Source organism: Bacteroidota bacterium (assembly GCA_039821555.1).
In the GTDB taxonomy this organism is placed as follows: Bacteria; Bacteroidota; Rhodothermia; order Rhodothermales; family Rubricoccaceae; genus JBCBEX01.
Map to the genome: position 1 here is coordinate 221,315 of JBCBNX010000001.1, position 13,742 is coordinate 235,056.

Genomic DNA, 13,742 nt, shown 5'->3' on the forward strand with positions numbered 1-13,742 from the left:
GGCCTCAGAACAAATAGGTCACGCCGAGCCGCAGCGTGCGCGGCGCGCCGGGCGTGAAGTGCAACTCCGACACCGGCGAGGCCTCACCCGAAAGCCGCGACTCGGTGTCGAACTGCGCCTCGTTCCAGGCCGCGTCGAACACGTTCTCAACGCTGAGCGACAGCTCCACGTCGTGGATGCGGTAGGCGGCGAAGGCGTCGAAAACGGTCGCGCCCTCGGCGGTGACGCTGCCGGTCTCGTTGGCCGAGCGGTCGCCGACGTGCCGGACGCGGAGGCTGCCCCGGACGCCGTCGCGACGAACGACGATGCCACCCTGCGCGGTGCGGGTCGGGGCCAACGGAATGGCGTCAGCGTCGGCGGGCTCGTCCACGAAACGCCCAGTGGAGAGCGTCACATCGGCGTCGAGGGCGAGCCATGGGAGCACCTGCGCGCGCGCTTCGAGGTCGATACCTACGCGCCGCGTTGCGCCGGAAAGCTCCGTCGTGCCTGCGTCGCCGACGAAGACGTATTCCTGCTCCAGATCGAGTAGCCAAGCGGCGGCGCCCAGCGTGAGACGGTCGCCGAGGCCGGTCCACCGCGCACCGAGTTCGGTGCCGATGGCGCGTGGGAGCGTCGTGACTTCGGCCTGGGCGGCGTCGTAGTTGCGCGCCGTCAGTTCGGCCTCGATCTCTTCGGACGATAGCCCGTCCTGTTCTCGGACCTGCACGAGGTCCGCGATGCGCTGACCAAGCACTACGTTGCGCGCGTCGTTCGAGTGGAAGCCGAGGCCCGCGTTGGCGAACAGGTCGAGCCCGCGCACCGGCGTCACGACGAGATTGGCCTTCGGGCTGACGATGACCTGCTGCGCATAGCCGGACGCGTGCGGCAGGCCGGTTTCGTCCGCGAACGCTTCCATGCGGTCCTCCACGTCAAACGTGAAGTAGTCGCCGCGGACGCCAACGAGCATCCGCACGAAGCGGTTGACGACAAGTTCTTCCTGTGCCCACAGAAAGAAATTGCGCTCGGCGATGTCGGCGCCGACGAGTTGCCGAGCGCGCACGCGGTCGGGGCTCTGCCAGAGCGACACCGTCGCGTCGTCGGCGCGGAAGCCGGTGGCGAGCGTCGTCGTGCCGCTCATCCCGAAGGGCAGCGTGCGGCGGAAGCGGAGTTGCCCGTCGAGGCCGTAGAGCGTGCGGTCGTCCGTTTGCTCGATCATGTCGCCCTGCTCTGGGTTCTCCAGAAACAAGGTGAAGTTCGAGTAAAGCTTGAAGCCGTAGCGGATGCCATAGGCTTGCAGCCGGAGGTCGCTGTCGCTCCCGCCCTGGCCGTCGAGCGTGTAGACGAGGTTGGCGTGCTGGTGCGTCGTCGTGCCGCCTTCGAGTGCGTCGATGGCCCCGAAGCGCGTGATGCTGCCGTCGTCGATGGCGCGCTCTGGGACCTGCCCGGAGGCGTCCCACCCGGCCCCGTAGCCGCCCGCGCTGAACGCAAGCGTGGAGGCGGGCGAGAGGTGGGCATGCACCTTGCCGAAGAGGTTGAAGCGCTGGAAGTCCTGGCTCGCCTCGAACGGTCCGTCGGACCGCTGGAAGTGGCCGCCGACGTACGCGCTCTGGTGCTGTCCGGACGTGGGCACCTGCACGAGGCCGGTCACGCTGCCCGTCTCGAAGCTGCCGCCCTCCAGCCGCACGAGGCTCTCGTCGAGGTGGTCCTTGGTCGTCATCGTGACCGCGCCTGCCGTGGCGAAGTTGCCGAAGCCAGGGAAGTAGGGGCCCTTGTAGACGTCCACGGCCTCGATCGTCTCGGGCATCACGAAGTGGAGGTCGGCGTAGCCCTGCCCGTGTCCGTGCGATACCATGTTCACCGGCATCCCGTCCACGGCGAGCGCCACGTCGGTACCGTGGTCAGCGTCGAACCCGCGCAGGAACAGCTGCTCGGCCTTGCCGCCCCCCGCGTGCTGCGCGATGACGAGGCCAGGCGCGAGCCGCAGTAGGTCCTGCGTCGAGCGGGTGGGCCGCACGCCAAGATCGAACGCGCGCACTGCCCGAGACGAGGCTGCCGAGTAGGGCCGGTCGGCCGTGGCGAGCACCTCGTCGAGCTGCACCGACGAGGTAGCTAGCCGGATCGTGAGCGAGACGACGTCCCCATCGGCCGCGTCCGCCGGGATCGCGACCGGACGCCGCGCCGTCTCGAAGCCGACGAGGCTGGCCGCGAGCGTGTAGGTCCCCGGCACGAGATCGAGGCCGAACTGCCCGGCTGCATCGGTACTCGTACCCATTGCGGTGCCAACCACGGCGACGTTGACGCCTGGAAGCGGCTCGCCGTCGAGGTCGGTCACAAGACCGGTGAGCGATTGGGCCGCGAGCGGCGATCCGAGCAGGTAAAAGACACCGACCAGAAGGCAGAGTAAAAGCGAGCGTGACATGGGCTTGGGCAGAGTGAGAAGCGACCAAGGGCGGGACATTAACCGTCGAGGCGAGCGGAGCGGACGGGTGCCGAGGAGCCGGAGAGGCTAGCCAGCAGCCGTCGTGCCTCCTCGGCCGATGCCCCCGACTCGATGTGCAGGTTGCCGTCGAGCGCGATCCGAAGGTGGCGTTGCGCCTCGGCGGTCTGGTCGGCGGCTTCGTAGACCCGCGCGGCGCGGAAATGCACCATCGCATCGCCCGTGTTCAGGCGCAGCGCGTGCTCGATGTAGGGGATGCCCTCGGCGGCGCGGCCGTTCTTGAGGAGCGCCCAGGCCATCGTCTCGTTGGCGTGGAGGTGACCGGGGCGACGCTCGACTTGTGCTTTGGCCATGCGGAGCGCATGCTCTACGTCGCGGTCGAGGTCGAGGAGGTAGTCGGCCTCTTCCATGTCCACGATCTCGCCCATTGCGCGGGCAGCGGCGAGTCCGTCGAGGACGCGCTCACGGGTGCGGTCGGCGGCATCGGTGTCGCCCACCACCTCGTAGGCGTCGGCGAGGAGTTCTAGGAAGCCGTCGCTCGGGGTGAGCCGGTAGGCCTGGTTGAGATAGTCGATGGATGCTTGGGCGTCGCCCTGCACGAGTGCGACGTGGCCGAGCCCGGCCACGGCAGGCGCGAAGGAGGGCCGCTCGTCGAGGACGCCCTCGTAGAGGAAGCGCGCGATGTCGACCTTCGCCTTGCCGAGGTAGAGCGCGGCGAGTTCAGTCACGGCCCAGGCACGCTCCTCCGTGCCTGCGGCCCCGGCATCGACGGCCATCCGCATCGCGGCGATGGCCCCGTCGGTGTCGCCGTAGTGTTCGCGGAGGTAAGCGACGCGGGCGTAGGACGGGAGGCCTGGGCGCACCGACTGCATCAGGTCAGCCGCGGCAACGGCCTCGTCGTACTCGCCCAACTCCACGAGCGCGTCGATGCGGAGGGCGTGGGCGTCGGCGAGCGATGGGTACTGCGCGAGCAAACCATCCGCGAGGTCGCGTGCATCCTCGAAGCGGTGCAGCTTGTTCAGGACAACGCCTTGAAGCAGCAGGGCGTGGACGTTGGTGGGGTCGCACTCGAGCGCGACGGCGAGTGCAGCCTCGGCGGCGGGGACGTGGGTGGTTTCGTCGCCGGTCCGGGCGAGTTGGAGGTGCGCTTGTGCAAGCGCGATCTGGTAGGCGGTGTTGTCGCCGTCAGCGCGGAGTGCGGCCTCGTAGAACGAGACGGCTTCGGCGGCGTCGAGGAATTTCGAGGAGGGAAGGAGGGCATCGGCGGCTTCAGCGGCCGAGGCTAGATCGGGAGCGTCGGATGGGCGAAGTGCTATAAGTACGGCGGCAGCGATAGCGATGAGCGCGACGACGAGGCCGAGCGTGTACATACGGGGGCGATTCATGGGTCGATGGGATGAGGCGGAGAGAGCTACAGCGAATCGAGTAGAGAAGGACGGGGCCGCACGACAAAGCAGCGGCCCCGCCTCTCGAAGAGCGGGCTAGCGAACCAGCGTCGCTTTGCGCGTCGTGAGCGTGCGGTCGTCCACCATCAGGCGGTAGACATAGGTGCCGCTCGCGAGGTCCTGGGCGTCCCAGTCCACCTCGTAGGTGCCGCGCGTCAGGCGCTCGTCCACGAGCGTCCGCACGAAGCGGCCCTGCACGTCGAACACGTCGAGGCGCACGTCGCCCGCTTCCGGGACCCGGTACGAGATCGTCGTGGACGGCGCGAACGGATTCGGGTAGTTCTGCTCCAGGATGAAGCCGTCCGGCACATTCATGCCCACGTCGTCAATGGCGTTGGCGATGGGCGGCTCAGACGCCGTGAGCTGCTTCACATAGCTGAACCCGTTGTGCGGAGCCGCGAGATACGGGAAGGTGTCGTCCAACGGTAGGTCGTTCTGCGTCGGCCCAGCCACGAAGCCGAGTTCGGAGAGCAGCGTCGGCGAGAGCAGGTCCGAGTAGTCCCCGGCCGTCGCGTCGTCGAAGGGCAGCCCGACGGCGGCGAGCACGAGGCCGCCAACCGCTTGCAGCGCGATCGTCGTCACGTCATCCTCCAGGCGGCGGCCGTTGGGGAAGCCGTCCATGTGCGGGATGAATTCCACGTCCGTCGTCGTGTTGAACGGCTCGGCAGTGAGGCCGAGCACGGCGGCGCGGATGAGGCCCTGCCGGGCGTTTACGCGGAACTCCTCCGAAATGCGGTCGGTGGTCGGCGTGGCCATGTTGAGGCGGAGCAGATCGCCGCCGTAGAGGGCCCCGTCTGGCGCTGCCGTCACCGGGAGGAAGTTGTTGATGAACGGCTTCCCGGCCGAGAGTGGCCCGCCCGTCTTGCCCGTCGCAAGCTGGTACGGGATGAGGTTCGGCACGCCGTAGTAGAAGATCGGGAAGACGTCCGCGAGGCGCGGCTGGCCCGGCCCGGCCAGGCCTGGCTGGAGCGGCACGGCAAACGCGGTCCCGGTGAAGTCGACGCCCGCTTCCACGAGGTCGTAGACGCCGTCGGCGCCGTTGTTGAAGTTGAACCCGTCGGAGCCATCGCCGTCGACGTCGCCCACGGCGGGGTAGGAGTTCGTCGGGATGACGAGGTCGCCGCTGAGCGCAGGGACGGCGGCGCCGAAGGCTCCGTTGCCCATGTAGAGTGCGAGCTCTGGGTTGGCGAAATACTGCACGAACTCTTGCTCCTCGGCGCTGTAGGGCGTGACGGCGTTCCACCGATCCTTGTCGCCGATCGGGATGACGGCTTCGTTGACGAGCGGGTTGCCCAGGCGCGAGACCTGCACGAGGTCGCCCGAGACGGTCGGCGCGGAGCCGTCCGACGAGAGCGTCGTCACGCGGGGGCGGCTGGCCGAGGCCCACACGCCGATCACGAAGTCGCCGTCGAGGATGTCGTCGGCCTGCGAAGCCGAGAGGCCGTCCTTTTGGAGCGACGAGATCGGGATCTGGAGCACGATCGCGTGGGTGTTGAACCCAGCCACGGCGTCGCGCGCGATAGCCGCGTTGCTTGGGTTCGACCCGAACTCCTGCCGCACGTTGCCGACATCGAAGATGCCGCCGAGGTCGACGAAGAACGGATCGTCACGCGGCCCGGCGAACACGCGCACGCCGTCCGACGAGGTCGCGATGGCGTCCTGCGTCAGTTGCGCGTACGTGGTGCCCAGCCCGACGGTCGGGTCTTCGATGGAGCGCGGCCCGATGTTGTTCGGAGGCACGATGCCGTCGGAGAGGACCGTCGAGAACGAAGCGCCCCCGTTGGTGCTCTTCTCCATCGTGTAGGTCGCCTTCAGGTTTTGCTGCCCGAGGCGGATGTTGAAGAACGTGGTCGGGTCCTCGTTGGTGAGGTCGAAGGTGAAGCGGTAGGTGATGTCATCCGTCGCCGAGCCGAGCGGCCCGGAGGACGCCTGGTTCTTGATGTGGATGTCGTAGGCGATGTTCTCGCCGAACGTGACGTAGTTCGGACCGCCCTCAGGCAGTTCGAGCGGGATGTAGTTCGCCACGATGGTGACCGTCTCGGGGTCGTCCGGGGAGACGAACGCGTAGAGGTCGGTGTTGTCCGCGAGCGGATCGTTCGCGATAAGCGGAGCTTCGCGGTGACTGGAGGCGTCGCCAAACTGAGGGGCGGCGACGACCAGCAGCAGCGCGAGGGCTGCGGTGCCGAGGAACGCCAGCGGCGCTCGAAGTCGGCGGAGAGCACGTGTCATGAGAGTACGAGAAAGGTTGAAAACCTGTGAGGGGACAGGCTACTCAGCCACGTCGGCGCGCACGCCACGCTCTCGGACCGGCAGCGTGTAGGAAAACCGCCCGCCGGGTCGTAATGCCCGGTGTCGGAGCGCAACCGGACGCGGTACCTTCTCGGCGCTCAGCCACCCAATCCACCGCTTCGCTTTGCTGCGCCAATTCGGCTCTCCCCAGATCCGCCGCGACGACCGCTCCGTGGTCACCACCGGCACGTTCGACGGCGTCCACACGGGCCACCAAGCCATCGTGGAGTACCTCGTCATGCACGCCCGCCAAACCGGAGGTGTGGCCACCGTTGTCTCGTTCGATCCGCACCCGCGCGAGGTGCTCGCCGCAAAGCCGGTTTCGCTGCTGACAACGCTCGCTGAACGCGCCGACGCCTTCGAAGCACTTGGCCTCGACCGCTTCGTCGTGCTCCCGTTCACGCGCGATCTCTCGCTGCTGGAGCCAGAGGCGTACGTCCGCGACGTGCTCATCGAAACCGTCGGCCTCCGCGAGATCGTGATCGGCTACGACCACCGCTTCGGTCGCAACCGACGCGGCGACCGCGCGCTACTCGAAAACCTCGGTGGCACCCACGGCTTCACGGTCGATGTGATCCCCGAACAGATCGTCGCAGGCGTGACGGTCAGCTCGACGAAGGCCCGCAACGCCCTCCTCAACGACGGCGACGCAGCGAAGGCCACCGAGCTGCTGGGGCGGCCCTACAGCTTCGCGGGCACCGTCGTGCGCGGCGACCAGCGCGGACGGACTATCGGCTTTCCGACGGCCAACATCCAGCCCGAGGAAGCGCGTAAGCTGATCCCGAAGCCGGGCGTCTACGCAGTCTGGGTCGATCACGAGGGGACCGCGCAGGGCGCAAAGCAAGAAACGGTGCGCTATGGAGGCATGATGAACATCGGATATCGCCCCACCTTCGAAGACGACGATGCTGTTCGCATCGAAGCGCACCTCTTCGATTTCGAAGGCGACCTCTACGGCGAGCGGCTCCGCGTACACCTCATCGCCCGCATCCGTGACGAGCGTCGCTTCGATGGGATTGATGCGATCCGGATTCAGCTTGAGGGTGACCGGGCGGCGAGCCATGCGATTCTGGCGGGATAGACCAGGCTATAGGCTAGCTGCGGAGTTAGCCGACCGCTTGACGCCGGCTCGTATCCAGAAGCTCCGCGTGTGGCAGTGTCTTGACAGCTACCACGTGTGCAATGGCGGGGCGGGGCTGAAGGGCGGTTGGATCATACGGGGCGGACCGCTATCTTGGGCGCTTCTTCGCACAAAGGCGTGCCCCTGTGACGAACGGCACGACCTTGGCGGCGTAGACTTTCACCTGCGACGAGCATGCTGACTTCGCTCCCCACCGGCGAGTCCTCCCCGACCCCGACTGACGAATTCCGCTCCGCCCGTCCACTTCCTTAGCATCGTAGCATCTAACGAGGTGGCATGATCACCAAAACACGCAAGCAAGAGCTCATCGCCCAGTTCGGGGCAAACGAGCAGGATACCGGTAAGCCGGAAGTCCAAATCGCCATTTTCACTGACCGCATCGTCGAGCTGACGGAGCACATGAAGCAGAACCCGAAGGACCACACGTCCCGGCGCGGCCTGCTCAAGCTCGTTGGCAAGCGCCGTCGTCTCCTCGACTACCTGATGGCCAGCGACATTGAGCGGTACCGAACCATCATCAAGGAACTGGGCATCCGTAAATAGCCCCCGCGGCGGCTTCTCACCTGAGGAGCCGCCGCGCTCGTTTTAGGTCAAGGTCGTCCCGTCGGGGATGCCTCAACCTGAAAGCGATATCTTAAGAAACGGAGCAAGGCGCTCCGTCCCGCACCGCACCGCCATCGCCCCCGTTCCGGCAGTCAGTTCCCACCGAGCGATCTCCAGCACGGCCACTCGTTCTGGCCATCGTTCGTTTGAAACTGATTCCCGGCGTCCGCCTCTGCGAGAGTTCGCTCTTGCCAGAAGCCGACGTAGGACGCGGGCCCAGGCTGCTAGCCATGCTAGCGCGGTGCATCACCCAACAGGCCGCACACGTGACCGTGTGCGCCCGCAATGCCGCACAGCATGAACGCCATTACGCAAACCATTGAAGTGGGTGGCAAGACCATCCACATCGAGACGGGCCGGCTCGCCAAGCAGGCGACGGGCTCCGTCGTCGTCCGCATGGGCGACACCATGGTCCTCACCACCGTCGTCGTTGCCGACGGCGTGCGCGAGGGCCAGAGCTTCTTCCCGCTCACGGTCGACTACCGCGAGAAGTACTCCGCCGCGGGCAAATTCCCCGGCGGCTTCCTGAAGCGCGAAAACCGCCCGTCGGACAAGGAGGTGCTCACGAGCCGCGTCATCGACCGCACGATCCGCCCGCTCTTCCCGGACGGCTTCATCAACGAGGTCCAGATCATCACCGGCGTCTACTCCGCCGACTTCGAGATCGACGCCGACATGCTCGGTGGCGTCGGGGCCTCGGCGGCGCTCAGCGTCACCGGCGCTCCGTTCGACGGCCCGACCGCGCACGTCCGCGTGGGCCGCGTCGACGGCGAATTCGTCCTGTTCCCGACCAAGTCGGAGCGCGCCGAGAGCGACTTCGACCTCGTGGTCGCGGGCAAGGAAGACGCGCTCGTGATGGTTGAGGGTGAGATGGACGAAGTCTCCGAGGCCGACATGATGGACGCCTTCGACTTCGCCCACAACGCCATCAAGACGATCATCGCCGGCATCAAGGAACTGCGCGCCAAGTACGAGGCCGACCGCGGTGTTATCGAGCCGATGGAGTACACCACGACCGCGCCCGACCCGGCGCTCGTGGCGGACATCTACGGCCGCGTCAAAGACGCCGTCGAAGCGCACCTCCGCAAGCCCTACGCCAAGGCCACCTTCTACGGCGGCATCCGCGACATCCGCACCGACCTCCTGAACACCCTCTTCGAGATCAACGAGGACGGCGAGCAGGGCGTCGAGCTGTACAAGGACACCTACTCCTACGGCGACGCCAAGAAGGCCTTCTCGAAGGCCGAGAGCCAGGTCATGCGCGAGATGATCCTCGGCGAAGGCCGTCGCCTCGACGGGCGCGCCACCGACGAGGTGCGCGACATCTGGAGCGAAATCGGCTACCTACCCAAAGCGCACGGCTCGGCCATCTTCACGCGCGGCGAGACGCAGTCGCTCGTGTCCGTCACGCTCGGGACCGGCCGCGACGTGCAGGCCGTCGACCAAGTCTTCGACACCCAGGACAAGCGGTTCTACCTGCACTACAACTTCCCGCCCTTCTCGACGGGCGAGGCGAAGTTCCTGCGCGGCCCCGGCCGCCGCGAGATCGGCCACGGCTACCTCGCCGAGCGCGCCCTCAAGCCGATGCTGCCCACCGAGGAGGAGTTCCCCTACACGGTACGCGTCCTCTCGGACATCCTCGAGTCGAACGGCTCGTCGTCGATGGCGTCGGTCTGCGGCGGCTCGCTCGCCCTCATGGACGCCGGTGTGCCGATCAAGAAGCCGGTCGCGGGCATCGCGATGGGCCTCATCGCCGACGGCGACCGCGTGGCGGTCCTGAGTGACATCCTCGGTACCGAGGACCACCTCGGCGACATGGACTTCAAGGTCACCGGCACCGAAGACGGCATCACGGCCTGCCAGATGGACATCAAGATCGACGGGCTCCAGCGCTCGACGATGGAGACGGCCCTCAGTCAGGCTAAGCAGGGTCGCGACCACATCCTCGGCGAGATGGCGAAGACCATCGACGAGGCCCGTGGCGACCTCGCGCCGAACGCCCCGCGCCTCTTCCAGATCGTGATCGACGCCGAGTTCATCGGCGAGATCATCGGGCCGGGTGGCAAGAACATCCGCGGCCTCCAAGCCGAGACGGGTACCAAGATTGACATCGCCGAAGAGAACGGCAAGGGCTACGTCACCATCGCGGCTGAGGAAGGCCCGGGTGCCGAGAAGGCCATCGAGGTCATCAAGGGCATCGTGTCGGTCCCCGAAGTGGGCGACCGCTACGACGCGAAGGTGATCAACATGCTGCCCTTCGGCGCGATCCTGGAGCTGATGCCGGGCAAGGAGGCCCTCCTCCACGTTTCGGAGATGGCCCACGGCTATGTCAACAGCCCGGAGGACATCGTCCAGATCGGCGACCGCATCGAGGTCGAGCTGATCGAGGTCCGCGACGGCGGCAAGCTCCGCGTGAGCCACAAGCCGTTCCTCCCCGAGCCTACCGAGGAGGAGAAGGCCGCGATGCGCGAGCGTCGTGAGCGTCGCGACAGCCGTGGCGGTGGCCGTGGCGATCGTCGTGGCGGTGGCCGTGGCGATCGTCGTGGTGGCGGTGGCCGTCGCCGCGACTAGGCGCTGAGCCACGCTGCAAAGCCTGAGCGCCCCGGAGGTGGAACCCGCCTCCGGGGCGTTCTGTATCGGGCCCACTTGTGGCATACACTTCGGTCCGCGGAATTGCCGAACCCTGCCACGCACCTCTCCTGGAGCACTTCGTCTTGATGCAACTCACCTCCTCCATCGACCTCGGCTATCCTGTATTCGAACGCACGATCCTGCCCAATGGCCTGCGTGTCGTGACGGAGCAGATTCCGTCGGTGCGCTCCATCTCCGTGGGAGTCTGGATTGGCGCGGGCAGCAGAGACGAGGCGCCCGAGGAGGCCGGGCTGGCCCACTTCATCGAGCACATGGTCTTCAAGGGGACCACGCGGCGCCGGGGCCATCACATCGCGCAGCGCATGGAGGCCGTCGGCGGCTACCTCAACGCCTTCACGTCGAAAGAGTACACCTGCTACTACGCCCGCGCTCTCGACGAGCACCTCGGCCGCGCCCTCGATGTCGTCCTCGACCTTGCCCTCGATCCAGTCTTTCCGGAGAAGGAAATCGAGAAAGAGCAGGACGTGGTGCTGGAAGAGATCAAGATGTATGCCGATGCGCCTGAGGACCTGATCTTCGACCACTACGAGGCGACGATCTACCCCGACCACCCGCTTGGCTGGCCTGTGTTGGGCACCCCGGAGACCGTGCGCAGCTTCACCCGGGACAATCTCCGGGCGTTCGTCGAGACGCGGTATACGCCGAACCGGCTCGTGGTCTCGGTCGCGGGCAACGTCGAGCACGGCGCCGTCGTTGCGCTCGTTCGCAAGCTCACGGCGGGCTTCGACCGCGCGCTCGTGCCGGTTGACCGTGCGCCTGTCAATGGCTATGCGCCGCGTCGCGTCGTTGAAACCAGACCGATCCAGCAAGCGCACCTCGTGGTCGGAACGCGCGCGTGGGGACTGCAAGACGAGCGCCGCACAGCGGTGTCCATCCTCAACACGATCCTCGGCGGCGGCATGTCGAGCCGCCTCAGTCAGAACATCCGAGAGAAGTACGGCTATTGCTACAGTGTCTACTCGTTCGCCAACATGCTTGCCGACGCAGGCGACTTCGGCGTCTACATCGGTGTGGACGCGGGCAAGGTAGACCGTGCTCGGCACCTGGTCGAGCGCGAACTCGACAAGCTGGCCACGCGGCGCGTGAGTGATCGGATGCTCAACCGCGCCAAGACCCAACTCAAGGGCTCGATGATGCTCGGGCTGGAGAGCATGTCCAACCGCATGATGCGCATGGGCAAGGTCGAGCTTGCCTTCGAGCGCTACTTCACGCTCGACGACGTGATCGCACACGTGGACGCGGTGACAGCGGACGATGTCCGCGATGTCGCGGCCGCGCTCTTCCGGCAAGACCGGCTGTCATCAATTGCTATCGTCCCCGAAAAGGGCGCGTAGCGATACGCGTCAAGTGACGGCCTGCGCGGTGCTCGTCAGAATCGTACTGCCAGGCTCCACGGGACGATGGATGTTCTGGCGCGGGGTGCTCTGGCGCGCGCGCGCGGGATGCTCGGCCGTCCGTTTGAGTGCGGCGGTGATGTGGGTGCAGAGCCGTGACTTGGAGTAGCGCTCCAGAAGGGGTAGCCGAATGGCCTCGATGTCGGCAGGCTTCATCGACAGGGCTGCGTCCAGGGCGGTCCAAAACGAGTCGGGGACGTCGAGATCGAACCCACCTACGGAGGTGTAGGGCGCCAGCACTTCTTCCATCGACGTGCCCAAGGTGTAGCACGCAGGGGTGCCTAGCGCATAGGCCTCCAGGACGGGTAACCCGAAGCCTTCGATCTCCGAGGGCACGAGGACTGCGCGTGCATTTTGATAGTAGGCAACGAGCGATGCTTCGGGTTGTCGGGGGAGCACCTCGACGTGCGTGGTGGCGCGGGCGTAGGCGGCGAGTTCCTCCGACAAGGCGCCGATGAGCACGAGGCGTGGCAGGTCGCGCTGAGCGGCGAGGCCCAGCCGCCAGAGATCCAAGAGACGTCGGGTGCGCTTGTGTTTCGCGTCCGAGGCCAGGTGCAGCACGTAGTCCTGTTTCGAAGCATAGGCAGGCGTGACGTGCTCGTAGTGGCAGGCCGCATACACGACATCGATGGCGGGCAGGCGAAAGCCGCGGCGCTCGGCAAAGTCCTCGATTTGCCGCTTCGATGTTTCCGACACCGTGGCGATCCGGTCAGCACGCCGCAGGCTGCGCTCAAGTACGCGTAGCCAGTACGTGTAGCTTGCCGCAGGCCGGTCTTCCGGGTACGTTCGCTGATAAAAGTCGAGGATGGCGTCGTGGATGAGGAGGAGTGCAGGACGCGTTGGCCGAGCTAGTAGGGAGAGGTAGCCTTTCGGATAGAACCACACATCTGGGCGGGCGGGGATTAGCCAAGGGTGGAAGAGGTCTGTGAGCAGCCGCGGCCCAACCTGGTCTGTCCGAAATGGGAAGGCACGCGTTGGTACATCGGCTGTTGGACGAAGCGCCGAGCGTGATGTCCAGGCCTGCAACCTGAGGTTCGGCTCTGCGCTCAGCCCTTCCAAAATGGACTGAGTAACGGTGCTGATGCCGAGCGAGCGGTCACGATGAGGGTTCTGGTCAGCGAGGTAAACGCCAACGCGGAGCATCGGAGGCATGAGTTTGTACGGGCAGAGAGTGGCGTCTGCAAAGTAGGCGGGCCACTCCTGGGAACCAACTGGACGTCAGCCACCGAGCGGAAAGGAGGGGCGCAAAGACAAGCGAGGCCCACTCAATGACGCCGGGGCTCACGTCGCAGACGACAGCCTCGTGGGGAGACTGCGCGAACTTCTCCGTCGTAGCGTAGCCATAACATGCGTGCTTTGGAGTTCTGGGTGGCTGGATGCTAGTCTTCCGCGCTACCACCTCACTCCACCATTCTGCATCCGCCATGCTGCGTTTCACTACGCGGCGGGCTTGGTTGGCGACGCGCGTGTCCGTTGCTGTCCTGGCGCTGCTGCTCCTCTGCGTCCCGTCTGCGCTCGCGCAAACACTACCCGACTGGGCGCGGCCGTCCGAACCGACCCCGTACTACGAGGCGGACCCCGAGGCTGTCGCCCCAGAGTTCGATCCCTTCTTCGAGGAAGACGATATGCTCGGACCTGAATTGCCTGGCGCGCCTCCTGTCGTACCTGTCGACGGTGGCCTCGGACTCCTTGCCTTGGCGGGAGCTGGCTACGCCGCCCGCCGTCTCCGCCGCTCCTCTAGCCACTAGGCCCGTCTCGCCGCGTGCCCCCAGCAGTGGCTACCGATCGCTTGCTCTACCTCG

Annotated in this window: 9 protein-coding genes; 5 read left to right on the forward strand and 4 right to left on the reverse strand. The window is 66.4% G+C overall.

Translation table 11 applies throughout. The annotated features are described in order from the left end of the window. Window positions 1-4: 4 nt before the first annotated feature. From AAFU51_00915 to AAFU51_00925, 3 genes are all read right to left on the reverse strand, one after another. Window positions 5-2,398 carry a TonB-dependent receptor gene (locus AAFU51_00915; protein MEO1569807.1) on the reverse strand — a complete coding sequence of 798 codons (2,394 nt, stop codon included), beginning with the start codon at window positions 2,396-2,398 and terminating at the stop codon, window positions 5-7. A 38-nt stretch (window positions 2,399-2,436) separates the two neighbouring features. Beyond that, window positions 2,437-3,801, reverse strand: coding sequence for a tetratricopeptide repeat protein (locus tag AAFU51_00920; protein MEO1569808.1), 1,365 nt, complete (start codon window positions 3,799-3,801; stop codon window positions 2,437-2,439). Between the two features lie 96 nt (window positions 3,802-3,897). Then, complete coding sequence (locus AAFU51_00925; protein ID MEO1569809.1) at window positions 3,898-6,090, reverse strand: DUF4331 family protein; 2,193 nt, start codon at window positions 6,088-6,090, stop codon at window positions 3,898-3,900. Window positions 6,091-6,274: 184 nt separating this feature from the next. Between AAFU51_00925 and AAFU51_00930 the strand changes: the two genes are divergently transcribed. From AAFU51_00930 to AAFU51_00945, 4 genes are all read left to right on the forward strand, one after another. Continuing rightward, entirely contained in the window at window positions 6,275-7,231 is a 957-nt protein-coding gene (locus AAFU51_00930) for a bifunctional riboflavin kinase/FAD synthetase (GenBank protein MEO1569810.1), read from the forward strand. Between the two features lie 336 nt (window positions 7,232-7,567). Then, the gene (gene rpsO, locus AAFU51_00935; GenBank protein MEO1569811.1) at window positions 7,568-7,834 is read left to right on the forward strand and encodes a 30S ribosomal protein S15; all 267 of its coding nucleotides are present in this window, start codon (window positions 7,568-7,570) and stop codon (window positions 7,832-7,834) included. A gap of 357 nt (window positions 7,835-8,191) precedes the next feature. Then, complete coding sequence (pnp, locus tag AAFU51_00940) at window positions 8,192-10,465, forward strand: polyribonucleotide nucleotidyltransferase (GenBank protein ID MEO1569812.1); 2,274 nt, start codon at window positions 8,192-8,194, stop codon at window positions 10,463-10,465. 146 nt (window positions 10,466-10,611) lie between these two features. Continuing rightward, complete coding sequence (locus AAFU51_00945) at window positions 10,612-11,880, forward strand: pitrilysin family protein (protein ID MEO1569813.1); 1,269 nt, start codon at window positions 10,612-10,614, stop codon at window positions 11,878-11,880. Between the two features lie 9 nt (window positions 11,881-11,889). Here AAFU51_00945 and AAFU51_00950 read toward each other — a convergent pair whose 3' ends face one another. Then, window positions 11,890-12,825 carry a glycosyltransferase gene (locus AAFU51_00950; protein ID MEO1569814.1) on the reverse strand — a complete coding sequence of 312 codons (936 nt, stop codon included), beginning with the start codon at window positions 12,823-12,825 and terminating at the stop codon, window positions 11,890-11,892. A 539-nt stretch (window positions 12,826-13,364) separates the two neighbouring features. Between AAFU51_00950 and AAFU51_00955 the strand changes: the two genes are divergently transcribed. Then, window positions 13,365-13,688, forward strand: a complete 324-nt coding sequence (locus AAFU51_00955) for a hypothetical protein (GenBank protein ID MEO1569815.1) — start codon at window positions 13,365-13,367, stop codon at window positions 13,686-13,688. The last annotated feature ends 54 nt before the right edge of the window (window positions 13,689-13,742 follow it).

Bases quoted from the DNA above. Each gene is read 5' to 3' on its own strand.
- AAFU51_00915 (MEO1569807.1), bottom strand. From the start codon at position 2,398: ATGTCACGCTCGCTTTTACTCTGCCTTCTGGTCGGTGTCTTTTACCTG.
- AAFU51_00920 (MEO1569808.1), bottom strand. From the start codon at position 3,801: ATGAATCGCCCCCGTATGTACACGCTCGGCCTCGTCGTCGCGCTCATC.
- AAFU51_00925 (MEO1569809.1), bottom strand. From the start codon at position 6,090: ATGACACGTGCTCTCCGCCGACTTCGAGCGCCGCTGGCGTTCCTCGGC.
- rpsO (MEO1569811.1), top strand. From the start codon at position 7,568: ATGATCACCAAAACACGCAAGCAAGAGCTCATCGCCCAGTTCGGGGCA.
- pnp (MEO1569812.1), top strand. From the start codon at position 8,192: ATGAACGCCATTACGCAAACCATTGAAGTGGGTGGCAAGACCATCCAC.
- AAFU51_00945 (MEO1569813.1), top strand. From the start codon at position 10,612: ATGCAACTCACCTCCTCCATCGACCTCGGCTATCCTGTATTCGAACGC.
- AAFU51_00955 (MEO1569815.1), top strand. From the start codon at position 13,365: ATGCTGCGTTTCACTACGCGGCGGGCTTGGTTGGCGACGCGCGTGTCC.